Origin of the sequence: Halorubrum distributum JCM 13561, assembly GCF_000337395.1 — an archaeon.
Lineage (GTDB): Archaea > Halobacteriota > Halobacteria > Halobacteriales > Haloferacaceae > Halorubrum > Halorubrum distributum.
The window spans coordinates 1-25,434 of record NZ_AOJF01000031.1 but is presented as its reverse complement, the minus strand read 5'-3'; the positions used below and the strand labels follow the sequence as shown (position 1 = coordinate 25,434).

Genomic DNA, 25,434 nt, shown 5'->3' with positions numbered 1-25,434 from the left:
GTTTACACCTTCGCCCAGTTGCGGTTGCGGCCGCGCTCGTCGCGCTCGCCGTCCTGTTCGTTCAACATGTCGCGGACGGCCGACCGGATCGCCTCGCTCCGGTTCGGGAACTCGCCCGTCTCCACCATCTGTTCGACCTCGTCGATCTGCTGTTTCGGGATTCGTAGTGTCACACGCTCCATTGGTATTCCCCCGGTAAGACGGCGAACACGCGACGCGTGTGTCTTACAGCGCGAAACCGCCCGACTGCGGGGCGATACCCCGCACCGGCCGGCCGCTGTAAGACGACCGTCTTACGCAATTGAAGTCATCGAGCGAACCATTATAAAACTACCGGAGGGTGTAAGACAGAACGTGAAAACGCCCGAAAATTGGCGTATACAGGGTGTTAACGCAGGTTATTGGTCTTTCAAAACGTCCGCCGCCGGGGTCCGGCGCCCGCAGCCGGGGCAGAACGCCCAGTCGGTTCGGAGCTCGTCGCCGCACTCACAGAAGGCCCTGTGCGACTGCTTCTCACCGCAGTTCGGGCAGTATACGTGGTCAGACGGGACGATTTCGCCGCATCCGCCGCAGGCGTTTTCGCGCGTTTGCGCGCCCGGACTCCCCTCCGTCTTACGCGCGCTCGGCTCCGTCTCGCCGGCCGTCTCACGCGTCACACGCACCTCGTCGTCCCGCTCGTCGGATCCGGCGTTCGGGGCGTCGAGCGTGACGTTTACGTTGATATCGCCGGCGTTCTCGGGCGTATACGCCCGCCCCGCGGCGCCGCCCGGCGGACCGAGCCGCTCGTCGAGCGCGGCGTCGAGCCGCTCCGCGATCAGGTCGTCGACGCGGTCCGCGAGAGCGTCGTCGACGCTGCCGGACGTCGCGTCGGACGCGTCGGACGCGTCCGCCTCCCCGTCGAGGTGCGTCCGGAGCGCCTCCCGCATCACCTCGCTTTTGGAGGCGTCACACGCTTCCAGCCGGTCGACGAGGTCGTCGTCCGCCCGGAAGGTGATCTTGCTCATACCGAAGGAGTGTCTCCGGTCGGTATAAGTATCTTCTCCTGCTGTCTGACACGTTTCACGGCGCCGAAACGTTCGAGCGGACGACGCCCGAATCGTGCGGTTTGGTCACACATGTGTCTGACGCAGATTTATACGCGTCGCGCGAGCATGCGTGTGTATATGAGTAACCGCGTCGAGGACCTCGAACGGCAGGTCGCGGAGCTACAGGCGGCGGTCAACGGGCTCACCGAAGAGCTCGTCGAGATGAAAGAGCGCGTCCGACAGCTGGAGGACGAGCGGTCGGTCGCGGTCGAGGAGGCGGCCGCCGGCGCGACGGCCGATTCCGACGCGGGGGACGCCGCGGCCGACGAGTCCGCGAGCGACGGGTCCGCGGCCGACGACGCGGCGCAGGCCGCGGCCGGCGGCGAGCGGACGACGCACTCCGACGACCACGTCGACGTCTTCGAGTCGGTCGAGGAGTCGTCCGACAGCGCCGACGAGGAGGCGGCGACCGACGACGCGGGCGAACGAGACGACGTCATCGTCCCCGAGCAGTCGGCGACGACGCCCGACGCCGACGGGGGGGCCGAGGAGGCCGCCGAGGACGACGACGGCGAGTCGAGCGAGGGCGACGACATCATCGTCGCGTAAGCGGTCGCCCCCGACTCCATGCACATCACTGAAGTCGTCCTAGACGGGTTCAAGAGCTTCGGGCGAACGACGAGGATCCCCTTCTACGAGGACTTCACCGTCGTCACCGGTCCGAACGGCTCCGGGAAGTCGAACATCATCGACGGCGTGTTGTTCGCGCTCGGGCTCGCCCGAACCCGCGGGATCCGCGCCCAGAAGCTCACCGACCTCATCTACAACCCCGGCCACGACGACGGCGAGGCCGCGGACGGGCCGAACGAGGCCTCCGTCACGGTCGTGCTCTCCAACGAGGACGGCACCCTCGACCGCTCGCAGGTGGTCTCCGCGGCCGGCACGGAGAACGTCGGCGACGTCTCCGAGATCACGATCAAGCGCCGCGTGAAGGAGACCGAGGACAACTACTACTCGTACTACTACCTCAACGGGCGCTCGGTGAACCTCTCGGACGTCCAGGACCTGCTCGCGGCGGCGGGCGTCACCCCGGAGGGGTACAACGTGGTGATGCAGGGCGACGTCACCGAGATCATCAACATGACCCCCTACCAGCGGCGGGGGATCATCGACGAGATCGCGGGCGTCGCGGAGTTCGACGAGAAGAAGGAGGCCGCCTACGAGGAGCTGGACACGGTCGAAGACCGGATCGGCGAGGCGGACCTCCGCATCGGGGAGAAGCAGGACCGGCTCGACCAGCTCGCCGACGAGCGCGAGACCGCGCTCCAGTACCAGGAGCTCCGCGACGAGCTCGAGGAGTACCGGGGGTTCCGGAAGGCCTCCGAGCTCGAGGAGAAGCGCGACGCGCTCGCGGACGTCGAGCGCGAGGTCGACGAGGCGGAGGCGGACCTCGAGGAGCTCCGCGAGGAGCTCGACGCCAGGCAGGGGAAGCTCACCCGCTTGGAGGAGGACCTCGCGGACCTCAACCACGAGATCGAGACGAAAGGCGAGGAGGAGCAGATCCAGATCCGCTCGGAGATAGAGGAGGTCAAAGGCGAGATCTCGCGGCTGGAGGACAAAATCGAGTCGGCCGAGGAGCGGGCCGAGTCGGCCGAGAACGACCGGCGGCAGGCGTTCGTCCAGATAGACAGGAAAGAGGAGAAAGTCGAGGAGCTGGAGGCGGAGATCCGCGAGACGAAAGTGGAGAAGGCGTCGGTGAAGTCGGAGCTGGCGACGAAGCGCTCCGAGCTCGCGGACGTCGAGGCCGAGATCGAGGGCGCGGACACGGAGTTCGACGAGCTGAAACGCGACCTCGCGGAGAAGAAGGAGGCGATCGAGTCGCTCCGCGAGGAGAAGAACGAGACGCAACGCGAGAAGGACCGGCTGCTCGACGAGGCCCGCCGCCGCTCGAACGCGGTGAGCGAGGCCCGCGAGGAGCTGGAGGAGGCCCGCGAGTCGCTCCCGGAACACAAGGCGCGCATCTCCGAGCTGAAGGGCGAGCTCGACAAGGCCGAGAAGAACCAGGCGACCATCGAGGACGCCGTCGCCGACCTGTTTGCCGAGAAAGCCGAGACGGAGGAGCGCCTCGAGGAGATCGAGTCGACGCTCCGCGAGAAGCAGAACGAGTACGCCAAGCTGGAGGCGGCGGCCGACCAGCGGGGGGACGCCTCCTGGCCCCGAGCGGTCTCCGAGGTGAAGAACGGCGGCATCGACGGCGTCCACGGCGCGGTCGGCGAGCTGGCCTCGGTCGAGGCCGAGTACGCCGAGGCCTGCGAGACCGCCGCCGGCGGTCGGCTGGCGAACGTCGTCGTCGACGACGACGGCGTCGGCTCGACCTGTATCGACTACCTGAAACAGCGCAACGCGGGGCGGGCGACGTTCCTCCCGATCACGAAGATGGACGACCGGAGCCTGCCGCGGAAGCCCTCGCTGCCGGGCGTCGTCGACTTCGCGCGGAACCTCGTCGACTACGACGCCGAGTACGAGTCGATCTTCTCGTACGTGCTCGGCTCGACGCTCGTCGTCGAGGACATGGCGACCGCGCGGGAGCTGATGGGCGACTACCGGATGGTGACGCTCGACGGCGACCTCGTCGAGAAGTCGGGCGCGATGACCGGCGGCTCCGGCGGCGGCTCCCGCTACTCGTTCACGAAGTCCGGCGGCGGGAAGCTCGAACGCCTCGCGACGGAGATCTCCGACCTCGAGGACGAGCGGCAGTCGGTCCAGGCCGAGATCGACGCGCTCGACGACGACATCGAGGACGCCCGCGACCGGAAGGCCGACGCGGCCGAGCGCGTCCGGTCGCTGGAGGCGGACGTCGAGCGCGCCGAGGACGACCTCGCGGACGCGGAGGACCGGATCGAGGAGCTGGAAGACGAGCTCGAGGAGCTGGAGGCGGAACGCGAGTCCGTCGACGAGCAGATGACGGCGCTCGACGAGGAGCTCGCGGCGACCGACGCGGAGATCGACGAGCTCGCCGCCGAGATCGACGACATCGAGGCCGAGCTCGCCGACTCGAAGATTCCGGAGCTCTCCGAGCGCGCCGACGAGATCCGCGCGGAGATCGACGACTTGGAAGAGCGGATGGACTCGTTCGACGGTCGGATCAACGAGCTGGAGTTGGAGAAGGGGTACGCCGAGGACGCCTTGGACGACCTCCACGACGACGTCGAGGAGGCGCAGAACGCGAAGGCGGAGGCCGAGGAGGCGATCGCCGACCACGAGGCCGCGATCGAGGAGAAGGAGGCCGAACTGGCGGAGAAGAAGGAGGCGATCGCCGACCTCGAAGAAGAGCTCACGGAGCTGAAGGCGGAGCGCGAGGAGCTCCGCGAGGAGATCCGCGAGGCGACCCGGAAGCGCGACGAGCAGCGGTCGCTCGTCTCGGAGGCGGAGTCCGACCTCTCGGACCTCACCGACCGCCGCGACCGCTTGGAGTGGGAGATCGACGAGCTGGAGTCGCAGGTGGGCGCCTACGACGCCGACGAGATTCCCGACCTCGACGAGGTGGAGTCACGGATCGAGGAGCTGGAGTCGGAGATGGAGGCGCTCGAACCGGTGAACATGCTCGCGATCGACGAGTACGAGGAGGTCCAGGCGGCGCTCGACGAGCTCCAGGAGCGCCGCGACGTGCTCGTCGAGGAGCGCGACGCCATCGAGGAGCGCATCGAGGGGTACGAGGCGGCGAAGAAGGAGACGTTCATGGAGACGTTCGAGTCGATCAACGACCACTTCGAGGACATCTTCGCGCGGCTCTCGGCCGGGTCGGGCGAGCTCGTCTTGGAGAACCCGGAGGACCCCTTCGAGGAGGGGTTAACGATGAAGGCGCAGCCCGCGGACAAGCCGGTCCAGCGACTCGACGCGATGAGCGGCGGCGAGAAGTCGCTCACCGCCCTCTCCTTTATCTTCGCCGTTCAGCGACACAACCCGGCGCCGTTCTACGCCCTCGACGAGATCGACGCGTTCCTCGACGCGGTCAACGCCGAACGCGTCGGCGAGATGATCGAGGAACTCGCGCAGGACGCCCAGTTCGTCGTCGTCGGCCACCGCTCGGCGCTGCTGGAGCGGTCGGACCGCGCCATCGGCGTCACGATGCAGGGCGACAACCTCTCGGCGGTGACCGGCATGCAGTTCGGCGACGACGGCGACGGGGAAGGGGTGAGCGCGGATGACTGAGGACGGCGACGGCGCCGCCGACGGCGGCGTCCCCGACCTCGACCTGACGAGCGAGCGCGACGGCGCCGACCCGTTCGCCGACGACGCTCCCGAGGGCGACGGCGGCTCCGACTCGACCGCCGAATCCGGCTCCGACTCGGCTGCCGAGTCCGGCTCGGACGCGACCGACGGACCCGGCCCGGACGTGCCCGACGTCTCCCCGCCCGACGAGACCGACGACGACGAGGTCGAGCCCGTCGAGCTCCTCGTCCAGCTCGCCGAGGAGGGCGAGATCGAGCCGTGGGACATCGACATCGTCCAGGTGACGGACGCGTTCTTGGAGAAGCTCGACGAGACCGACCTCCGGACGACCGGGCGGGCGCTGTTCTACGCCAGCGTCCTGCTCCGGATGAAGAGCGACGGCATGCTGGCCGACGACGACGAAGAGGAGGAGCCCGAGCCGGAGCCGTGGGAGGTCGCGATGGAGGGCGGCGCGCCCGACCCGGCCGACGGCGACTTCGACCCGGTCGACGAGCTGGAAGCGGAGATCGACCGCCGGCTCGACCGCAAGAACACCCGCGGCTCGCCGGAGACGCTCGACGAGTTGGTCCGCGAGCTGCGCGAGGCCGAGCGCGGCTCGTGGTGGAAGGACTCCCGCGAGTACGACACCTCGGAGTCGCCGCACGGCCACGCCCGCGGCACGCAGACGCTCGACTACCACGCGGACGACGAGTTCCGGCAGGACGGGGAGCCGACCGCGGGCGAGGCGACCGACCGCACCCACGACGAGGACATCGAGGAGGTGATCGTGGAGATCGACAACGCCCTCCGGACCCACTTCGACCGCGGGCGCACGGAGGTGCTGTTCGCCGAGATAGAATCTGCCGGCGGGCGCCCGTTCATGACGTACCTCGCGCTGCTGTTCATGGCCCACCGCGGCTCGGTCCGGCTCCAGCAGGACGACCTGTTCGGCGACCTGTGGGTGAAGGACCCGACCGCGATGACCGGCGAGTCGGAAGCGATCGCGGACTAGTACGTTTTCGACGTCGTCACCGGTTGTGGGGCCATCGGCGATCGCTTATAAATAAACGACTGCGAACCGGCTGTGAATATCTCCAAGGCCCCAGCCACCCGCTTATAAATAGCTGATTGCGGATCGACGGAGAACACCGCCAAAGCCCCAGCCGCGAGGACTCGCGCGGCTTGTTGCGCTCCTCGCTCGCGTTGCTCGCTGCGGTGCTTACTGCGCCGTGCTTCGCCCTCGCGGCTGCCCCTTTGAGTCCCACCCAGTCCCGCACAGCACCGCACCTCACGCCTCCCCAGCCTCGCCGCTCACTCCCTCCGGTCGCTCGCGGCGTCCCTCGCGCGTGCGGTTCGCGCCGCGGTGCGGCGCTCACCGGCACGCGCCACCGCCGCGTCTATTTATAAGTAGTCGCCGAGCAGCGGCTCGACGCGCTCCTTCGTCTCCTCCGGAATCGCCTCGGTCGGCGTGTTGACGGTGCCCTCCAGCGACGTGTGCGCGTCACACTCCAAGTCCTCGGGGAGCGACCGTACGGCTTCCTCGACGGCGGCCTTGATCGCCTGCTGGTTCTGCTCGGCGTTCTCGAGCACCTCTTCGAGCGTCACCTCGCTGTCTTCCTTCCAGACGTCGTAGTCGGTGACGCCCGCGATCGTCGCGTACGCGATCTCGGCCTCGCGGGCCAGCTTCGCCTCCGGGATCGCGGTCATGCCGACGAGGTCCCACCCTTGGCTCTTATAAAACTCCGACTCCGCGCGCGTCGAGTACTGCGGCCCCTCGATGCAGACGTAGGTGCCGCCCTTCACGACCTTCGTGCCGTCGTCGCTCTCGCCGCCGACGGCCGACTCCGCGGCCTCGGTGAGGTGGTCGACGAGCTCCGGGCTGTACGGGTCCGCGAACGGCTGGTGGACGACGACGCCGTCGCCGTAGAAGGAGAGGTCGCGGCCCTTCGTCCGGTCGTAGATCTGGTCCGGAACGACGAGCGTGCCGGGCTCCAGCTCCTCCTTCAGACTCCCGACCGCGTTCGACGCGAAGATGTGGGTGACGCCCGCCTTTTTTAAGGCGTACATGTTCGCGCGGTACGGCAGGTCGGTCGGCGAGACGCCGTGTTCGGAGCCGTGGCGCGGGAGGAACGCGACTTCCTTCCCGGTATCGCCGAACTCGCCGATCGTCACGGCGTCGCTCGGCTCGCCGTACGGCGTGTCGAACTCGACTTCCCGCACGTCGTTCAGGGGGAGCGCCTCGTAGATGCCGCTGCCGCCGATGAATCCGATGGTGCCCATACCCGGAGTGCGCCCGCTCGCCACTTATACGGACCGAACCCCGTCGCCGGGGGCCCCGATCCGCTCACAGCAGCCAGCGCACCGCCGCGAGCGCGACCGCGCTCACGACGAGCAGGTGGACGAGGACGGCGCCGACCGGCGCGGCCCCCACTGCGCGCATGTCCTCGACGCGGATCGAGAGCCCGAGGCCGACGAACGCGAGCGCGAACAGCGCGTCCGAGACGCGGCCGATCGACGCCAGCGCGGCCGGCGAGAGCAGCCCGCTGTTGGCGACCGCCGCGACGACGAGGAAGCCGAGCAGGAACTTCGGGAACTCCGCCCACAGCCGTCGGACGCCGGGGTCGGCGGCCGAGCGCGCGGTGTACGCCAGCGAGTACGCGACCGCGACGCCGCCCAGCAGCGAGTTGCGCGCCAGCTTCGTCACGGTCGCCCACTGGCCCGCCTCGGGCGAGTAGGCGAACCCCGCGGCCGCGACGGGGCCGGTCGAGAACATGCTCACGCCCGCCCAGACGCCGAACTGCCGGCCGGTGAGGCCGAGCCACTCGCCCGCGAGCGGGAACGCGACGAGCGTCGCGGCGTCGAAGAGTAGGACCGTCGCGGCCGCGAAGGTGATCGCCGTCCCGCGCGCGTCGAGCACCCGGCCGATGGCGACGACCGCGGAGACGCCGCAGATGCTCGCGCCGGCCGCCAGAAGCGAGGAAGTGGGCGACTCGATCCGGAAGAGGACGCGCGCGACGACCTCCGCGAACAGGAGCCCGCCGGCGACGAACGCCACCACGAGGCCGAGGACGGTCGGCCCGGCGGCCAGGAACTCCTCGACCGCGACCGCCGCGCCGAGCAGCACGATCCCGGTCTCCAAGAACAGCTTGTCGACGCCGACGCCCGGCTCCGCGACCGCCGGGATCCCGACGGTGTTCCCGATCCCGACGCCGATGGCGACGGCGACGACGAGCGGCTGGAGGCCGGGGACCGCGTCCGCGACGAGCGTCGCCGCGACGGCGCCGCCCGCGAGCAGCGCGAGGCCGGGGAGGTACGCCCGGACCGCCTCGGCGATCCCCGTCACAGCGCCTGTCCGACGAGGTGCGCGGCGACGATCCCGAGCCCCAGCGCGAGCGCCTGCCAGCCGCGATCCAGCGCAGTCCAGCGGTCGACGAGCGAGGGGTCGGTCGCGTCGGCGGGGTCCGGTCGCCCGTCGGTCGCGTCGGCGGCGTCCGATACCATACGCGTGACTCGCCGCGCTCGCATTTATGTAGTGTGAATCGGGGCGGTTTCCGGGGTCGAGGGAGCGCACGGGGCCGGCTGACGACCGAAAGAGGCAGGGAGCGGGAGGGAGTGGTGCCCACAATCGATGCCCACCACACAGATCAAAGACTCCGTTCACGGCTACATCGAGCTGCCGGACGCGCTCGTCGAGGGCGTCGTCGACACGCGGCCGTTCCAGCGGCTGCGCTACGTCCGCCAGCTCTCGGCGACCCACCTCGTCTACCCGGGCGCGAACCACACCCGGTTCGAGCACTCGCTCGGCGTCTACCACCTCGGCCGGACCGTCTTCGAGAACCTCCGCCGGCAGTCGTACTTCGCTCGGGACGCGGCCGTCGACGAGCTCGAAGAGATCCAGCGCACGCTGGAGTGCGCCTGTCTGCTCCACGACGTCGGCCACCCGCCCTTCTCGCACCTCTCCGAGGGGTTCCTCGACGAGGGGATCCTCCGGGAGCGCGTCGCTGAGACCGGGCTGGTCGACGCCTTCGACGCGGCCGGGTCGGCGGCGCGCCGCTCCGCTCGGCGAACCCCCACGAGCTGCTCGGCTGCGTGATCATCGTCGAGGAGTACGGCGACGCCCTCCGCGATTTCGACGTGGACCCCTTCGAGGTGTGCGCGTACGTGCTGGGATACAGCCTTGCGTACGAGCGCGGCGAGCCGTGGCAGTACGGGGTCGGCGCCCAGCTGCTCCACTCCCCCATCGACGTGGACCGGCTGGACTACATCACCCGCGACAACGAGATGACCGGCGCGGGCGTGTTGAGCTTCGACGTCGAGCGCATGGTCGACGCCTACACCGCCCATCCCGAGGCGGGCCTGGCGCTCTCGGAGAAGGCGCTGTCGACCATCGGCAACTACCTCGAGGGCCGCATCGCCCTGTACATGTGGGTCACCCAGCACCACAAGTCGGTGTACGCGAACCGGCTCCTCCAGGCGCTCCTGGGCGAGTACGAGCGGGAGACCGGGGAGAGCCCCGTCACGGTCGACGGCATACTCGACCGCGAGCTCGACGACAACGCGGTGCTCGAACGGCTCCGGACCGCCGCCCGCGAGAACCCCGACTCGACGCTCGCGTCGATGTACGACCGCTTCCGCGGGCGGCGCTTCCCCGCCACCTGCTGGAAACACCGGATCGCGCTCGCCGACCGGATCGGCGGCGACTTCGACGACGACCTCCCCGTGAACGGCGACCCCCTCGACGAGTTCACCGCGTGGCTCACCGCCGGCGACGACCGCTTGGAGCGGCTCCTCGCCGACGCCCTCGACGTGCCGGTCCACGAGGTGTGGATCGACCGCTCGTACGTCCCCGCCTACGACCCCGACGAGCTGGAGGACATCCCCATCGCGTACGGCGGCACGACGCGGTCGGTCGCCGACTGGGGGCTGTACGGCGACCGCGCGTTCGACGTGCCGATCCCCTTCGTGTTCGTCCCCGACGGGGCGAAGCGACGGGCGATCCGCGTGCTCCGGGAGGCGTTCGAGCGGGAGGTCAGAGAAGAAGCGCGCGCGTAGCCCCCGCGCCGGCGTTCGAGGCGGTCGGAGACGAAATCGGCCTTCGACCGGATCAGTCGTCGGTTTCGGCCGCGACTTCCTCGCCGTCAGCGTCGTCGTTTTCGGTCGCCTCCTCGCCCGCCTCGTCGTCCGCCTCCGCCTCGTCGTCCGTTTCCGCCTCGTCGTCGGTCTCCGCCTCTTCGTCGGCCCGCGGGAAGTTCTCGATGGTCGCGTCGCGGAAGGCGGCCTCGTCGAACTCGTAGTCGTCCTCGAAGAAGCCGAGGACGGTGTCGACGTCCCGCATCGCGTTCTTCAGCGCGGTCGACGCGCCCGGCGAGGGCGTGATGTTGAACAGCACTCCGTCCTCGACGATCTTCGCTTCGCCCATGTCGAGCTCCTTGTTCTCGGTGTCGACGATCTGGGGGCGCACGCCGCCGTACCCCTTCGCGCGGTCGATGTCGTCGACGTCGACGCTCGGCACGACCTTCTGGACGTCCGGCAGGAACGCGCGCTTGCCGACCACCGGGAGGTCGTACACGAGGTTGCGAACGACGTACGGGAAGAGGATCTTGTCCGAGAGGATGTTGACGTAGCTCAGCACGGAGTCGGGGTTGAAGCCGAACACGTCGACGAAGTCGCTCACCGTCGAGAGGTGGCCGCGCTCGAGCGCGGGCACGAGCTTCGCGGTCGGGCCGAACCGGGTGATCCCGTCGTCGTGGACGTCGGCGTCGCCGTGGACCGCCGCGAACGGGAGCTTCTTCATCTGTAGCGTGTACACCTTCCCATTCAGCAGGTCGTCCGCGAGGAAGAAGCTCCCCGCGACCGGCAGCAGGGACATCCCCTCGCCGTACCCCATCTCCTTGGCGAACTGGAGGCTGTGCGAGCCGGCCGCGACGACCACCGCCTCGGACTCGAAGTCGCCGTCGTCCGTCTCGACGAGGAAGCCGTCGCCGCGGTCGTCGACGTTCGTCACGGTCGTCCCGAGGTGGACGGAGACGCCCTCCTCCTCGCGGGCGGCGTCGACGAACGACGCCGCGACCGCGCCGTAGTCGACCACGTAGCCGTCGGGCGTCTGGAGCGCCTTCAGCTCCGTGCCGGGGTCGCGCCCCTCGACGACCTTCGGCTCCAGCTCCGCGATCTCCTCGCGGCCGATCTCGCGCAGCTTCGGGAACAGGTCCCCGAAGCCGTTCTCGTGGTAGCGCTCCTCCAGCTTGGCGACTTCCTCGTCGCCGACGCCCAGCACCATCTTGCTGCGCTTGCTGTGCATCTCCCGGTCGGGGTCCTCCCCTTCGAGGTAGCCGGCGAGCAGCTCGGCGCCCTCCTTGACCTCCTCCGCCTTTTCGAGGGTGTAGTTCGTCTCGATGTCCCCGAAGTGGAGGGTCTGGGAGTTGTTCGTCCGGTGGGAGTTGATCGCGGCGATCTCCCGCTCCTTCTCGATCAGCGTGACGTCGTCGACGTCGGTGAACTTCGCGACCGTGTACAGCAGCGACGCCCCGCTTATCCCCCCGCCGATGATTACGAGATCGGTGTCAGACATGCGTGGTGAAAGCTCACCTCGTGAGACGACCTCCCCCGTTAACCCTTTTACCATCCTCGCGCGAAATCGACCGGTAGAGCGCCTACAAACGTCGATTACTAATACGACGATCGTCGAAACTACTGTCGCTCACCTGATCGTCCGCCGTCGGCTACTCCCGTGCGGCCGGTTCGGCCGGCGACTCCGGCGCCGGAGCGGGCGGCTCGTGGGTCCCGAACTCGGGGTGCGTCTCCTCCATCCAGACGACCACGATCGCGCCGGAGAGGAACATCAGGACGGCGGTCAGGTAGAACGCCGCCTCGGCGTTGACGAACTCCATCGCGAGCCCGATCAGGATCGCCCCGACGGCGTAGCCCGAGTCGCGCCACATCCGGTAGACCCCCATTCCGGCGGACCGCCAGGTCGGGTGGGCCGCGTCGCTCGGAACGGTCATCAGGTTCGGGTACAAAAGCGCCATCCCGAACCCGGAGACGCCGGCCAGCGCGGCCCACGCGAGGTATCCCTCGACGAGGACCATCCCGAGGACGCCCGCGCCGGCCAGGAACATCCCGGCGACGACCGGCGGTCGCCGGCCGATCCGGTCCGCGAGGCCGCCGGTGCCGATCTGGAGGAAGTACATCGCGCTGTGGACGCCGACCACGGCCCCGACCGCCGCGATGTCGAGCCCCTGGTTCAGCAGGTACAGCGGGACGGCGATCCAGAACAGCGTGTCGACGAAGTTCTCGATGTGACCCGCCTGCGCCGCCGCGAACAGCGTCCGGTCGCCGTAGGTCGCCCGCTTCACGACCTCCTTGAACGGGAGGTTCGCGTCGCGGTCGTCGTCGTCTCCCTCGGCCTGCGCGTACTGGACGGTCTCTCTGATCAGGAAGAGCGAGACGAGGAACGCCAGGACCACGACGGCAGCGAGGAAGTAGAACGGCTCCGGTCGGAGGCTCCATCGGCTGGCGATGACGCCCGTCACCCAGGCGCCGACGGCCACGCCGGTGTAACCGAACGACTCGTCGATGCCGACCGCGAGGCCGCGCTCGTCCGGGCTCGCGAGGTCGATCTTGGCGTTTATCGCCATGCTCCACGTCAGCGTCTGGTTGATCCCCAGCAGGACGTTCCCGACGGTGATCCAGCCCCAGCTCGGGGCGAAGATGAGGATGACCGGCAGCGGGAGCGCCGTGACCCACCCGGCGACGAGCACGGGCCTGCGGCCGTACTCCTCGCCCCACTTCCCGGCGTAGAGGTTGAGGATCGACTTCACGACCCCGAAGGAGACGACGAACGAGCCGATCACGAGGAACGACTCGACGCCGAGTACGTCCTCCCCCAGCGCGGGGACGACGGTCCGCTCGGACCCGATGGTCAGTCCGGTGGCGAACACCAACAGAACGTGGAGCGAGAACTGGCCGAGGTGTTCGCGGATTCCCTGTTTGACGTCGGTTGTCGCGCTCATCGGTCACTCGGCCGCGCAGTTGTTCGGCCCCAGCTCCAGCTCGGCCAGCTCGGCCGCCGGAACCGACTCCCGCCCCACGTTCGTGCGCTTGACGCGCTCGAAGTTCGGGGGATGGTCCGGGACGTCCGACGCGAGCGCCGCGACGAAGGACTCGCGGTCGCGGTCGAGGTCCGCGTTCCGGCGCTTCACTTCGCCGAGCGTCGCGGCCACCGGCGGCTCCGGCGAGCCGGGATCGTGCGCCGGGAGCACGACCGCGTCGTCCGGCCGGTCCAGCAGCCGCCGGAGGCTCTCGTACAGCGTCGCGGCGTTCCCCTCCACGTCGGCGTCTTCGATCCCGGCCTCGACGCCGAGTTCGACGCGGCCGACGCTCTCGTGGAAGAGGGTGTCGCCGGTGAGCAGCGCCGCACCGCCGACGTCGAACGAGACGCTCCCCTCGCTGTGTCCGGGCGTGTGGACGACCTCGACGTCGAGCCCGCCGACGGTCACGACCTGGCCGTCCTCGATCGGCGTCGCGTCGAGCGCGTCCTTCTGGTGGAGGGAGTAGGGGACGCCGTGGCGGTCGGCGAGTTCCGCCGCGCCGGAGACGTGGTCGGCGTGGGCGTGCGTGTCGAAGACGCCGACGAGCTCCGCGTCGTACTCGTCGAGGACCGCGTCGTACTCGCCGAGGTAGTGCGACGGGTCGAAGACGGCGGCCTCGCCGTCCGAGACGAGGACGTGCGAGAGACAGCCCTTGCCCGGGCGCGCGACCTGAACGAGCGTCCCGTCGAGGTCGGCCGGCACCTCGGCGTGCCGGTGGACGCGGCTCCAGCCGCTCATCCCGTCCGCGAGCGTCACGGCGTCGTAGCCCAGTTCGCGGAGGACGTCCGTCGCCGTCTGCGAGACGACCCCCGCGGCGCAGACGGTGACGATCTCCGAGCCCTCGGGGAGTTCGGAGAGCGCCGGCTCGGCGCGGTCGGGATCCTCGGTCAGTTCGTCGTACACGTCGACGTTGACGCTGCCCGGGACGTGCCACTCCTCGAACTCCGCCTCGTGGCGGATGTCGAGGACGAGCGGGCCCTCCTCGTCGTCTCGCAGCTGTTCGCTGAGCGCGTCCGGCGATAGTTCCTGCATCGTACACCGGTATAGCGGGGAGATGGGGATACGGCCGCTGCCGGACATGACCGGCACCGTTAATCAGTGGCAGTGACAATTCGGTGTATGAGCCTGTACGAGGCCTCGATACGGGTCAAACACGAGTGTCCGTACCGGGAGATCTCCGAACGACATCCGGATCTCACCATCCGCGAGTGGCCGCTGAGCGACTGTCAGGTGCTCGAGATCACCAGCGAGACGACGCCGACGGACGCGCTGCTCGACGACATCGATCGGCTCGGGACCGTCCTCCACGAGTCCGCGGACGACGACGGGTACCACGTCGTCACGCAGTCCTGTCTCTGTTCGCTCGAGGAGTCCGTCATCGATCGCTTCGAGAAGCACAACTGCCTGTATCAGTCGCCGACCATCTACCGACAGGGCTGGGAGCATTACACGGTGGTCGCGTTCGACGACGCCGACATCCGGGAGCTGCTCGGCGACCTCCGGGCCGACAGGGAGATCGAGCTGCTCTCGAAGACCTCGATCGCGGAACAGCAGGTCCCGCACAGCATGCTGGCGCCGGCGAACCAGCTGTTCGAGGACCTCACCGATCGACAGCTGGCGGCGCTCCAGTTGGCGCTGGAGCGCGGCTACTACACCCAGCCGCGGAAGACCTCGCTGCGGGAGCTCGCCGACCAGACGGCGGTCGCCCGCTCGACGTACGAGGAACACCTCCGGAAGGCGGAGAACAAGCTGCTCACGAGCGCGGGACAGTATCTGCGACTCGTCACCGCGACGTCGACGGGCGACCCGCTGGAAGTGGAGGCGACGCGACGGGCCGAACGGGCGGCGGATTAGCTCGCCGGAGACGCGCTCCCTCCGGAGCGAATGCTCACGCCCCGTCCCGCTCGACGCGGTACCGATCGCGGACCGCCGCGAACAGTTCCCTCCCGGCCTCGGTCCGGAGCCGCGGCTCGGAGGTGGCAAAGAACTCGTCGAGGTCGTCGTACTCGCGGAACGCGTCGGGCTCGCCGCGCTCCGGGTCGTACCGGTCGCCGCGCTCGTAGACCACCGCCTGGAGACAGGTGTCGAGCAGGTCGCACTCCTTGACGAGAATCGCCTCCGGCGACTCGCGGGCCTCGTACGCCTCCCACGCGTCTCGCACGCGCTCGGGGAGCGGACCGGCGAGGTCCGCCATCGCCTCGCGCTCGGCGGCGACCTTCGCCTCGCGGTCGACCGCGTCGGCGGTCGAATCCGCCCGCGTCGCCACGTCCCCCGTCTCGGCCTCGGCCACGTCGTGGACGACGGCGAGCCGCAGGGCGCGGTCGAGGTCGACGCCGGGGAGGTCGGCGGCCAGCCGGTCCCCGAGCGTCACGACGAGGTACGCGACCCCCCACGAGTGGGCCGCGACGGACTCGGGGTCGTCGACCCCGCGGAGCTGCCAGCCGGTGCGCCGCTCGTCTTTGAGGTCGTAGGCGGCGAGGACGGCGTCGAGCGCCGCGTCCCGGCCGTCGTCGGCGTCCGCGTCACGGTCGTCGGTGTCCGCGTCGCGGTCGTCGGCGTCCGCGTCGCGATCGTCGTCACCGGCGTCGTCGTCCGATTCCCCGTCCATCGCTCCGGCCCGCTACTCGGCGAGCGCCCAGGTCTCGTCGCCGACGGGCTCCGCGACGTCGCGCCGCACCATCTCGTCGATGACCTCGTCGAGGCGGTCGGGCTGGGCGACCTCCATCTCGATCCGACCGATGCCGTGGAACTCCTCTAAGTAGTGGCGCAGGTCCTCCCGCGAGAACGCCGACTCGTCGGCGCGCTCCATCGCCCCCTCCGTGAGGTCGACCATGTCCTCGAGGAAGTTCCACGGGTAGACGACCCACGTCCACTGTTCGAGCCGCTCGCCCACGAAGTCGGGCTGGAACTCGGAGGTGCCCAGAAGCTGGAGCGTCGCGGTTCGGACCTCGGCGGCGTCCCGCTCGTCGACGTACTCCTCGGCGCGGCGGATCGAGCCGCCGGTGTCCGCGATGTCGTCGATGATGAGGACGTTCTTGCCCTCCACGCTCCCCTCCGGCATCGGGTAGCGGATCTGGGGCTCGTCGCTCTTCTCCGCGGCGCCGACGTAGTGTTCCATCTTGAGGCTGGTGAGATCGTTGAGCCCGAGGAAGTCGCAGACGCACCGGCCCGCGAACCAGCCGCCGCGGGCCAGGGCGACGACCACGTCCGGCTCGAAGTCGGCCCGCTTCACCGCGTCGGAGACGTTGCGGCAGAGCCCGTAGATGTACTCCCAGTTGGTGAGCGTGCAGTCGAAGTCGTCCGGGAGGTCGCTCATACGACCGTACCTGCCACCCGCGCGCTGATAAGGGTTTAGCTCCGGCGTCGCGGGGCGTTCGCTCCCTCCCGGTCGACGCCGCTCGCCTCGCCGTCCCCGGCGTCACCGCAGCGCCGAGATCAGCGCGATGCCGCCCGCCAACAGCAGCGCGAGCGCGGCCACCGGCTGCCCGCCGCCGACCGCGAGGGAGACGCCGTAGACGAGGGCCGCCGCGAGCGCGCCGACGAGCAGGCTCGCCCCCGCGTGGACCGCGACGTTGCGCCGAACGCGGGCACCCCGACCCACCTGCTCGCCGAGGCCGACGCCGTGGTCGGCGACGTCCCACGCGACCGCGAGGCCGACGGCGGCGACGAGCAGCGCCTCGGCGGGCGCGCCGCGATACCCCGCGAGCGCGAGGCCGACCACGCCGACGGCCGCGCCCCACCCCAAGACCCGCGTCGAGCCCCGGAGCGACCCGGCGAGGAACCCGAGCGCGGCGACGCCGAGCAGCGCGCCGCCGGTCGGACTCGCGACCAGCGCGGCGGTCGCCGCCGCGCCTGCGGCCGCGAGGCTCGCGACGACCGCGACCGTCGGCGGCCGCGCGTCCGTCTCGTGGAAGTCGACGAGCGCGTCGTCGCTCGTCGCGGCCCGCGAGCGGTCCCCGGTCGCCCCGCCCGCCGAATCGTCGCCCGCCACTTTGCTCCCCGACCCCTCCCCGCTCATCGCGACCACCGCCTCGTCGCGGCCGCGACCGCGACCGGGAAGGAGTCGTCGCCCCACTCCAGCGCGCGGATCCCCGCCGACCGGAGCGACCGCAGCCGCTGGCGGCGCTCGAAGGTCGTCAGCCGCTGGCCGGCCGTCTCGGTCGTCGTCGAATCCGGCGAGAGCACCGTCACGAGGTGACCGTGCGCGTCGATCCGCCGTGCGAGCGTCGCCGCGGTGTCGTCGACCAAGGGGGTGAAAAACAGCACCTGCGCGTCGGCCGGGAGCCGCCGCCGGAACCGCCGGAGCCACAGCGACCGGTAGAACCGCTCGTCGCTCGGCGTCGGCGCGAGCGCCGGGTCGGTGGCCAGCGTCTCGCGCCCGCGGGCGGCGTGGACGGTCCCGCTGCCGGGCGGGAGCCAGCAGTCCAGCGGCGAGAGCGCAGCGACCCCGACCCGGTCGCCGCCGTCGAGGAGCGCGGAGAACGCCTGGCCGGCGGCCGCGACGCTCGCCTCCACCGCCGTCTCGGCGTCGGGGTCGGCGGCGACGTACGCGGGCTCGCGGGCGTCGACGAGCAGCACGACGGTGGCGGCGCGCTCCTCGCGCAGCTCGACGGTCGACAGCTCGCCCGTCCGCGCCCGCCGGTTCCAGTCGATCCGCTTGAGCGGGTCGCCGCGGCGGTACTCCCGGGTGGCGTGGAACTCGACGCCGGCGCCGCCCACGTCGGTCGGCACCCGCCCGTGGTGGACGGTCGTCAGCCCGCGCAGGGGGAGGTCCCCGCCGGCCGACAGCTCCGGCGTACAGGCGATCGCGGTCGGCGCGTCGAGGACGGTCGTGCGCTCCCGGGCGCCCGCCGCGTCGCGCGTGACCGCGGTCAGCGGCTCCCACTCGTGGTCGCCCCGAGCCGCTCGCACGGTGTACTCGAACGTCACCGCCGTCCCGGGCCGCAGCGCCGTCGCGACCCGCGCGGGGCCGTCGACGACAGCCAGCCCGGGCGGGACGCCGTCGACGAGCCGGAGGTCCGGCAGCGCCGTCTCCCCGACGTTCTCGGCGCGGACGGTCACGCGCACCTCGTCGCCGGGGGCCGGCGCCTCGTCGCTCACGGACCGCGTCACCGAGAGCGTCGGCGTCGGCGCGTCGCCCGCCCGCGCGTACACGGCGTAGCCGACGCCGACCGCGCCCGAGAGCACCAGCGACGGCTGCCGGACGAGCACCCCGAGGCCGACCAGCGCCAGCGCCGCGCCCGCGATCCCCAGCCAGCGGTCGGTCGCGACCTCGCGACGGCGCTCGCGATCGGTCGGGGTCTCGGAAGCCAGTTCGGCCGCGTCGCCTGCGCCTTCGGCCGCGTCGCCTGCGCTTTCTGCCGCGTCGCCTGCGCTTTCTGCCGCGTCGCCTGCGCCTTCGGCTGCGCCGCCTGCGCTTTCCGCCGCGTCGCTCTCGGTTCCCGTCTCGTCGGCGTCGGCGGCGTTCGGTCCGGCTCGCTCGCTCCGCTCCGGCGCGCCCGTCTCGGCCTCATCGAGCGTCGCCGCGTCCGACTCGGACGCGACCGCTGCGTCTCCGGGGTCGCTCACGGCGCTCCCCCCTCGACCCGCTCGATCTCGTCGATCGCGGCCCGGAGGCCGTACCAGTAGTTGGAGCGCCCCCGGACCCCGGCCGACAGGCGGACCCGGAGCGGATACGCGGTCCGGGTGTCGAAGAACGCGGCCGCGACGGGGTCGTCCGACCACGTCCCGTCGTCGACGGCGGTCGCCGCGGCCTCCGGCGAGCAGTTGCGGTCGCGGGCCACGGCGTCGACCGCGACCTCCCGGACCCGGTCGCGGAGGTCCCTGCGATCTCGGTAGCCGCCCGGCGCCGGGCTGGCGACCCGCGCGATCCGCTCGTCGAGGTCCGACCCTGGCACCGCGGCCGGCGCGCGCCGCTCCGGCTCGCCGGGGTCGGTCAGCAGCCGCCGCCGGTCGCGGCGCGCGTTCGCGTACCGGACCCCCTGGACCACGCCGAGGACGCCGATCAGCGTGACGACGGCCGAGGTCGGGGAGATTGCGGCCGCGATTCCGCGGTCGAGCGCCGCGAGGAGGCCGACGGCGACCGCCAGCACCCCCGCGAGCGCGAGCGGGCGCACTACGGGTCACCCCCGCCGGGCTCGGCGCGGCGCTCGACCGCGGCCGCGACGCCGTTCGGTTCGCGGCTCACGAGTCGCCCCCGTGCCGTTCCTCGATCCGGCGCAGCGCCTCGACGGCGCGGCGCTCGCGGTCGTCGGTCGCGTCCTCGCCGCCGTACCGCACGCGCTCGAACACCTCGGTGAGCGCGGTCACCGGCTCCTCGTCGACGCCGGCGTCGACCGCGGCGGTCGCGAACTCCGCCGGCGTCGAGGAGGCCGGGCGGTCGACGTCGAGGACGTCGGTCATGTCCCGCCACGCCCGGTACACCTCGTTGTCCGCGTCCGACGACTCGATCCGGTCGGCGGCCTCGCCGGCGGTCCGACCGATCGCGTCGAGGGCCGGCGGCTCCTCGTCCGCCTCCTCGGGCCGACCGCCCGCGTCCCCGCCCGCCCCGTCGTCGCCGCCGGCGAGGAGGAGCGCGGCGACGCTCGCGATCACCGCGGCGACGACGACGAGCGCGAACAGGATCTGCGGCGCCGACGCCGCGCCCTCCCCGCTGCCGAACCCGCCGCCGGCCGCGCCGCCCGGCAACAGCCCCGTTCCGTTGCCGCCGGTGCCGAGCGAGATGGAAATGCTCTGCGCCACCGTGCGGCACGTCGACAGCACCCAGAAGAGGACCCCGATCGGGGCGCCCATCACGGCGGCGACGGCGACGCTCGCGAACGGCGACGCGGTGTCCCGATAGGTGATCCCGGCCATCAGCGTCAGTCCGGCGAGCAGCGCGAGCACGGCGGGCGGCTCCCTGAGGAACGGGAAGCAGAGGCCCGACGCGGAGAACTCGCCGGCCTCGCCCGACGGGGAGAGCACGCCGGGGTCTCCGGTGTCCGATCCGACGCTCGGGGCGTCGCCGCCGCCACCGCCGAACCCGCCGCTGCCCGTGTCGACGGCGGTGTTCAGCGTCGCGGCCGCGACGCCGAGCGCGACGAGGGCGAGGAGGGCGACCGCGACCGCGACGAGGGCGTCCCGCTTCACGTCCCCGAATACGCCGGGGGCCGGGAATAGCTTTCGCCGGCCGAAACGAGAGGAGGGATTACCGGAACGCTCCGCCTACGCGTCGTCGCTCCCGTCGACGAGGTCGTCGAGGGGCGTCGTCGGGAACAGCGCGTCGACGTCGGGGTCGGGGTCGACGAGGCGGTACGCGGTCCCGTCGGGCTCGACGACGCCGGCGGCCGCGAGGTGGTCGAGGTGCGAGAACGCCTCGCCGGGGCCGTGGAGGACGTGGATCTCCTCCAGCGACCCGAACAGCGCGGCCGACACGTCCCACGCGGTCGCGGGCCCGGACTCGTCGAGGACCTCGATCACTCGCCGGGTCCGGTGGCGGTGGTGGTCGAGGATCGTCGCCGCGCGGCGGCTCGGCTCGTCGATCCGCCACCGGTGGCCGGGGTGGGCCGCGTCGAAGTCGCGGGCGACGATCCGCGCGAGGCTCTCGGCGTAGGCCGCGAGCGCGCCCTCGACGCGCACGTCCGCGCCGCCGACGTTGGGCGTGTACTTCGGGAGCAGCGCGTCGCCGGTGAACGCCTCCTCCGTCGCATTCTCTCCCGCCACGGGGTCGTGATCGGGGACGGTTCGGGGGTCGAACGCGAACCCGGAGAGCCCCGCGGTGTGGCCCGGCAGGTGGAGGGCTTCGAGCTCGACGCCGCCGGCCTCGATCGCGTCGCCGTCTTCGAACGTCGTCACGTCGGCCGGCTCCCCGGAGAGGTCCGCGCTGACCGCCGAGAAGAAATCGGTGAGTCGCTCCCGGTCGGCGTCGGGCATCCCCCACCGCTCGAACGTCTCGCGCTGGAGGTCGCGGTCGGCGAACAGCGGCGTCTCCGACCCGTCGACGAGGGCGGCGTCCGCCTCGTGGACGTACACGTCCGCGCCGCCTTCGGCCTGAATCTCGCCGGCGAGCCCCGCGTGGTCCGGGTGCCAGTGGGTGAGCACGACCGCGTCGATGTCCCCGAACGAGCGGCCGTACTCGGCGAGGCCGTCGACCAACTCCCCGCGCACGTCCGGGAGCGCGACGCCGGTGTCGACGAGCGCGGTGGTCTCCCCGTCGAGCAGGTACACGTCGTTTGCGCCCTCGAAGACGGTGTTGCCGAGCTGGATCCGTTTCACACGACTACGTCGGCGGGAGCCCTTTTTACGGTTGCCACCGCGGCGAGGCGGACCGGCGGACGCGCTCTCGGGCGACCGGATCCCTCTCGGTCGGACGTCGGGACCGCGGCCGGCGCCTCCGATCTCCGCCGTCGGGAGGGCTTTTACTCGCGCGTCCCTCACCGCCGGTATGGAGTACCAACCGGGCGTGTGTAACATCGGACCGACCCAACAGCGACGGCGGCTCCTCCTCGGCGTCGGGTCGCTGCTGGCCGCGGCGGCGTACGTCGCGGCGGCCGTCGCGCTCGCGTGGCCGCGGTGGGCGCTGATCGCCTCGGTGGTCCCGTTGTACGGCGCCGCGATGGGGGCGTTACAGTACCGCGAGCGCTTCTGTATCGGCTTCGCCGGGATGGGCGTCTTCGACGTGGGCGACGGGGCGAACGAGATTCAAAACGAGGCGGCGCTCGCCGCCGACCGCAAGAAGGCGGTCCGGCTCAACGCGAAGGCGATGGCGCTCGGCGTCGCCGGAACGGTCGTCGTGTTCGTCGCGGTGACCTATCTCTTATAAATCGTCGCATGATCGCTGGTCGTTCGTTTATAAATAACTGCTAGCGGATCGGCGGTGAACACCGCCAAAGCCCCAGCCGCGAGGACTCGCGCGCCTTGCTGTGCGCCTCACTCGGTCGCTCACTGCGTTCGCTCCCTCGTTGCGGTGCTTGCTGCGGCGTGCTTCGTCCTCGCGGCTGCCCCTTTGACTCCCGCCCCGCACAGCACCGCAACCGCACCTCACGCCTCCCCAGCCTCGCCGCTCGCTCCCTCCGGTCGCTCGCGGCGTCCCTCGCGCGTGCTGGCTCGCGGCCTAGCGGCCGCTCGCAGGCACGCGCCACCGCACAACACTGCGAGCCGTCTCACGTCCCGTCGGCGTCGCGGTCGCCGGATACACACGAACGTGCGTATAGAAAAGCATTAGACCCGGCTCGGTAACCACGTAAGTGAATGAGTCTGTCCGATGCGGACCACGAGCTCGTGACCGCGGAGCTCGGTCGGGAGCCGACGGCGGCCGAGGCCGCGCTGTTCGAGAACCTCTGGAGCGAGCACTGCGCGTACCGCTCCTCGCGGCCCCTGCTGTCGGCGTTCGACAGCGAGGGCGACCAGGTCGTGGTCGGCCCCGGCGACGACGCCGCGGTCCTCGCGCTGCCCGACCCCGAGGCGGCGAACCGGCCGGCGAGCGAGCGCGACGCCGACGACTACGGCGACACCTACGTCACCTTCGGCGTCGAGAGCCACAACCACCCCTCCTTCGTCGACCCGTTCGACGGCGCGGCGACGGGCGTCGGCGGCATCGTCCGCGACACGATGAGCATGGGCGCGTACCCGATCGGGCTCCTCGACTCGCTGTACTTCGGCGGCTTCGACCGCGAGCGCTCTCGGTACCTCTTCGAGGGCGTCGTCGAGGGCATCTCCCACTACGGCAACTGTATCGGCGTCCCCACGGTCGGCGGCAGCGTCGCCTTCCACGGCGGCTACGAGGGGAACCCCCTCGTCAACGTCGCCTGCGTCGGCGTCACGAACGAGGACCGACTCGTCACGGCCACCGCGCAGGACCCCGGAAATAAGCTGGTCCTCGTCGGCAACGGCACCGGCCGCGACGGGCTCGGCGGCGCCTCCTTCGCCTCGGAGGACCTCGCGGAGGACGCCGAGACCGAGGACCGCCCCGCGGTCCAGGTCGGCGACCCCTACGCCGAGAAACGGCTGATCGAGTGTAACGAGGCCCTCGTGGACGAGAACCTCGTCCTGTCGGCCCGCGATCTCGGCGCGGCCGGCCTCGGCGGCGCCTCCTCGGAACTCGTCGCGAAGGGCGGGCTCGGCGCGCGGATCGACCTCGACAGCGTCCACCAGCGCGAGCCGAACATGAACGCGATGGAGATCCTGCTCGCCGAGAGCCAGGAGCGGATGTGCTACGAGGTCGCCCCGGACGACGTCGACCGCGTCGCCGACCTCGCCGAGCGGTTCGACCTCGGCTGCTCCGTCATCGGCGAGGTGACCGACGGAAACTACGTCTGCGAGTTCGCGGGCGACGCTGAGGAAGGCGGCGAGGAGGACGGCGGCGCCGAATCCGAGGTCGTCGTCGACGCGCCCGCCGAGTTCCTCGCGGACGGCGCGCCGATGAACGACCTCGCGAGCGAGCCGCCGAGCGAGCCCGAACGGGACCTCCCGGCCGACGAGCCCCCGCTCGCCGAGGCGGTCGCGGCCGTCCTCTCGGCCCCCTCGACCGCGAGCAAGCGCTGGGTGTACCGCCAGTACGACCACGAGGTCGGGACGCGCACCGCGGTGAAGCCGGGCGACGACGCCGCGCTCCTCGCGGTCCGGGAGACGGAATCGGAGGCCGGAGCCGACGAGGCCGGCGACCCCGCCGACGGCGTCGGCCTCGCGCTCGCCTCCGGCGCGAACCCGAAGTGGACCGCGGTCGCGCCGTACGAGGGCGCCCGCGCGGTCGCGTTGGAGAACGCGACGAACCTCGCCGCGACCGGCGCGGTCCCGCTCGCCGCGGTCGACTGCCTCAACGGCGGTAACCCGGAGAAGCCGGACGTGTACGGGGCGTTCGAGGGGATCGTCGACGGCCTCGCGGACGCCTGTTCCGCGCTCGACACCCCCGTCGTCGGCGGCAACGTCTCGCTGTACAACGACAGCGTCGAGGGCCCGATCCCGCCGACGCCGACGCTCGCTGTCTTGGGCACGACGCGCGGGTACGACGCGCCGCCCGCCGCGCTCGACGCCGAGCGCGGGGACGACTCCGAGCTCCTGCTCGTCGGCGCGGGCGGCGACGCGCTCGGCGGCTCCGAGTACCTCGCGCACGCCGGCGGGAGCGACCGGTTCCCGACGCTGCCCGACGAGTCCGGCGCCGCCGACGACCTCGGCGGCCTCGTCGCGTCGCTCGCGGCGGCCGCCCGCCACGAGTCGACGCTCGCGGCCCACGACGTGAGCGAGGGCGGGCTCGCGGTCGCGCTCGCCGAGTTGGTGACCGACGACGCGGGCGCCGACGTGACGCTGCCCGACCGCGTCGCGGCCTTCGACGAGACGCCCGGACGCCTGCTCGTCCAGACGACGGACCCCGAGGCGGTCGCGGCCGCGGTCGGCGACCTCCCGGTGTTCCGGATCGGCGACGTGACGACGGACGGCGCGCTCTCGCTCGCGGTCGGCGACGAGTCCGTCGCGCTCTCGGCCGACGCGGTCCGCGACCACCGCGACGTGATCGACCGCGAACTCGCCTGAACCGGCGCGACGCGGTGGGCGAGCGGCGAGACCGGACGCCGACTCCCCGCGATCACCCGATTTCGACGCCGCGAGAGCGAGCGATACGCTTTTAGGTACTCCTAAAGTATGAGGTGGCAACCGCGGGACGCCGGTCCGCCCGGCGCCCGCCCCCCATCGATGGCATCCACGGAACCAGTCGGCACGACGCGCTCGGCCGAGTCGGACGACGCGACGGCCGAGGGCTCGGAGGACTCGGCGGTCGAACACCGGGCGAGCGCCGCCTCCGACGACGGGTCGAGCGCCGGCGCGGACCCCGTCCTGTCGCTGTCGGACGTCACGAAGGCGTTCGGTCCCGAGACCGCCGTCGACGACGTCTCGCTCGACGTCCGCTCCGGCGAGCTGCTGACGTTCCTCGGCCCCTCCGGATGCGGCAAGACGACGACGCTCCGCACCATCGCGGGCCTCGAAGAGCCGACGGAGGGTGAGATCTCGCTCGGCGACGAGGTGGTCGCCGGCGACGGGTCGTTCGTCCCGCCGGAGCGGCGCGACGTGGGCATCGTCTTCCAGAACTTCGCGCTGTTCCCCCATCTCACCGTCCGCGAGAACATCGCGTTCGGGCTCGA

General features: G+C 71.2%; 22 protein-coding genes and 1 pseudogene. 8 read left to right on the top strand and 15 right to left on the bottom strand.

Features of this window, described 5'->3' with window-relative positions:
• Window positions 1–2 precede the first annotated feature (2 nt).
• Together C470_RS06210 and C470_RS06205 are read right to left on the bottom strand one after the other, a co-directional pair.
• Window positions 3–182 carry a ribbon-helix-helix domain-containing protein gene (locus tag C470_RS06210; RefSeq protein ID WP_004595187.1) on the bottom strand — a complete coding sequence of 60 codons (180 nt, stop codon included), beginning with the start codon at window positions 180–182 and terminating at the stop codon, window positions 3–5.
• A gap of 216 nt (window positions 183–398) precedes the next feature.
• Entirely contained in the window at window positions 399–1,004 is a 606-nt protein-coding gene (locus C470_RS06205; protein ID WP_008365989.1) for a double zinc ribbon domain-containing protein, read from the bottom strand.
• A gap of 159 nt (window positions 1,005–1,163) precedes the next feature.
• Here C470_RS06205 and C470_RS06200 point away from each other — a divergent pair, with 159 nt between their 5' ends.
• From C470_RS06200 to C470_RS06190, 3 genes are read left to right on the top strand one after another with little or no spacing between them, the layout of a single operon-like run.
• Window positions 1,164–1,634 (top strand): DUF7518 family protein, encoded by a 471-nt coding sequence (locus C470_RS06200; RefSeq protein ID WP_004595185.1) that lies wholly within the window; start codon window positions 1,164–1,166, stop codon window positions 1,632–1,634.
• An 18-nt stretch (window positions 1,635–1,652) separates the two neighbouring features.
• Window positions 1,653–5,237, top strand: a complete 3,585-nt coding sequence (gene smc, locus C470_RS06195) for a chromosome segregation protein SMC (protein ID WP_008365988.1) — start codon at window positions 1,653–1,655, stop codon at window positions 5,235–5,237.
• The gene (locus C470_RS06190; RefSeq protein ID WP_008365987.1) at window positions 5,230–6,249 is read left to right on the top strand and encodes a segregation and condensation protein A; all 1,020 of its coding nucleotides are present in this window, start codon (window positions 5,230–5,232) and stop codon (window positions 6,247–6,249) included. Before smc ends, C470_RS06190 begins: the two co-directional genes overlap by 8 nt.
• A 389-nt stretch (window positions 6,250–6,638) precedes the next feature.
• On the opposite strand, the gene mtnP is transcribed toward C470_RS06190, so the two are convergent.
• From mtnP to C470_RS16045, 3 genes are all read right to left on the bottom strand, one after another.
• Window positions 6,639–7,517, bottom strand: a complete 879-nt coding sequence (gene mtnP / locus C470_RS06185) for an S-methyl-5'-thioadenosine phosphorylase (protein ID WP_008365986.1) — start codon at window positions 7,515–7,517, stop codon at window positions 6,639–6,641.
• 64 nt (window positions 7,518–7,581) lie between these two features.
• Window positions 7,582–8,580, bottom strand: a complete 999-nt coding sequence (locus tag C470_RS06180; protein WP_008365985.1) for a YeiH family protein — start codon at window positions 8,578–8,580, stop codon at window positions 7,582–7,584.
• A complete protein-coding gene (locus tag C470_RS16045) occupies window positions 8,577–8,738 on the bottom strand; it encodes a hypothetical protein (protein ID WP_008365984.1) in 162 nt (53 codons plus the stop codon). The genes C470_RS06180 and C470_RS16045 overlap by 4 nt, the downstream gene beginning before the upstream one ends.
• A gap of 127 nt (window positions 8,739–8,865) precedes the next feature.
• Here C470_RS16045 and C470_RS06175 point away from each other — a divergent pair.
• Window positions 8,866–10,289: pseudogene (locus tag C470_RS06175) on the top strand (HD domain-containing protein).
• A gap of 52 nt (window positions 10,290–10,341) precedes the next feature.
• Here C470_RS06175 and C470_RS06170 read toward each other — a convergent pair.
• The 3 genes from C470_RS06170 to C470_RS06160 form a co-directional block, all read right to left on the bottom strand.
• Window positions 10,342–11,805 (bottom strand): FAD-dependent oxidoreductase, encoded by a 1,464-nt coding sequence (locus tag C470_RS06170; protein WP_008365983.1) that lies wholly within the window; start codon window positions 11,803–11,805, stop codon window positions 10,342–10,344.
• A gap of 151 nt (window positions 11,806–11,956) precedes the next feature.
• Complete coding sequence (locus tag C470_RS06165) at window positions 11,957–13,246, bottom strand: MFS transporter (protein ID WP_008365982.1); 1,290 nt, start codon at window positions 13,244–13,246, stop codon at window positions 11,957–11,959.
• Window positions 13,247–13,249: 3 nt separating this feature from the next.
• Window positions 13,250–14,356, bottom strand: a complete 1,107-nt coding sequence (locus C470_RS06160) for an MBL fold metallo-hydrolase (RefSeq protein WP_008365981.1) — start codon at window positions 14,354–14,356, stop codon at window positions 13,250–13,252.
• 87 nt (window positions 14,357–14,443) lie between these two features.
• Between C470_RS06160 and C470_RS06155 the strand changes: the two genes are divergently transcribed.
• A complete protein-coding gene (locus C470_RS06155; RefSeq protein WP_008365980.1) occupies window positions 14,444–15,178 on the top strand; it encodes a helix-turn-helix domain-containing protein in 735 nt (244 codons plus the stop codon).
• Between the two features lie 34 nt (window positions 15,179–15,212).
• Here C470_RS06155 and C470_RS06150 read toward each other — a convergent pair whose 3' ends face one another.
• From C470_RS06150 to C470_RS06120, 7 genes are all read right to left on the bottom strand, one after another.
• Window positions 15,213–15,932, bottom strand: a complete 720-nt coding sequence (locus C470_RS06150; protein WP_008365979.1) for an HD domain-containing protein — start codon at window positions 15,930–15,932, stop codon at window positions 15,213–15,215.
• Between the two features lie 12 nt (window positions 15,933–15,944).
• Window positions 15,945–16,640, bottom strand: a complete 696-nt coding sequence (locus C470_RS06145) for a phosphoribosyltransferase (protein ID WP_004595172.1) — start codon at window positions 16,638–16,640, stop codon at window positions 15,945–15,947.
• A 102-nt stretch (window positions 16,641–16,742) separates the two neighbouring features.
• Window positions 16,743–17,399 (bottom strand): DUF7519 family protein, encoded by a 657-nt coding sequence (locus C470_RS06140; protein ID WP_007344896.1) that lies wholly within the window; start codon window positions 17,397–17,399, stop codon window positions 16,743–16,745.
• Complete coding sequence (locus C470_RS06135) at window positions 17,339–18,892, bottom strand: DUF58 domain-containing protein (RefSeq protein ID WP_008365978.1); 1,554 nt, start codon at window positions 18,890–18,892, stop codon at window positions 17,339–17,341. Before C470_RS06135 ends, C470_RS06140 begins: the two co-directional genes overlap by 61 nt.
• Entirely contained in the window at window positions 18,889–19,440 is a 552-nt protein-coding gene (locus tag C470_RS06130) for a DUF7269 family protein (RefSeq protein ID WP_004595166.1), read from the bottom strand. Before C470_RS06130 ends, C470_RS06135 begins: the two co-directional genes overlap by 4 nt.
• Before the next feature lie 67 nt (window positions 19,441–19,507).
• Entirely contained in the window at window positions 19,508–20,452 is a 945-nt protein-coding gene (locus C470_RS06125) for a DUF4129 domain-containing protein (RefSeq protein ID WP_008365977.1), read from the bottom strand.
• Between the two features lie 75 nt (window positions 20,453–20,527).
• Window positions 20,528–21,577: an MBL fold metallo-hydrolase gene (locus tag C470_RS06120; protein ID WP_008365976.1), complete on the bottom strand. Its 1,050-nt coding sequence runs from the start codon at window positions 21,575–21,577 to the stop codon at window positions 20,528–20,530.
• A gap of 169 nt (window positions 21,578–21,746) precedes the next feature.
• Here C470_RS06120 and C470_RS06115 point away from each other — a divergent pair, with 169 nt between their 5' ends.
• From C470_RS06115 to C470_RS06105, 3 genes are all read left to right on the top strand, one after another.
• Window positions 21,747–22,124 carry a hypothetical protein gene (locus C470_RS06115; RefSeq protein WP_004595161.1) on the top strand — a complete coding sequence of 126 codons (378 nt, stop codon included), beginning with the start codon at window positions 21,747–21,749 and terminating at the stop codon, window positions 22,122–22,124.
• Window positions 22,125–22,552: 428 nt separating this feature from the next.
• Window positions 22,553–24,829: a phosphoribosylformylglycinamidine synthase subunit PurL gene (gene purL, locus C470_RS06110; protein WP_008365975.1), complete on the top strand. Its 2,277-nt coding sequence runs from the start codon at window positions 22,553–22,555 to the stop codon at window positions 24,827–24,829.
• A 159-nt stretch (window positions 24,830–24,988) separates the two neighbouring features.
• A partial coding sequence (locus C470_RS06105; RefSeq protein ID WP_008365974.1) for an ATP-binding cassette domain-containing protein occupies window positions 24,989–25,434 on the top strand: 446 nt, incomplete at its 3' end.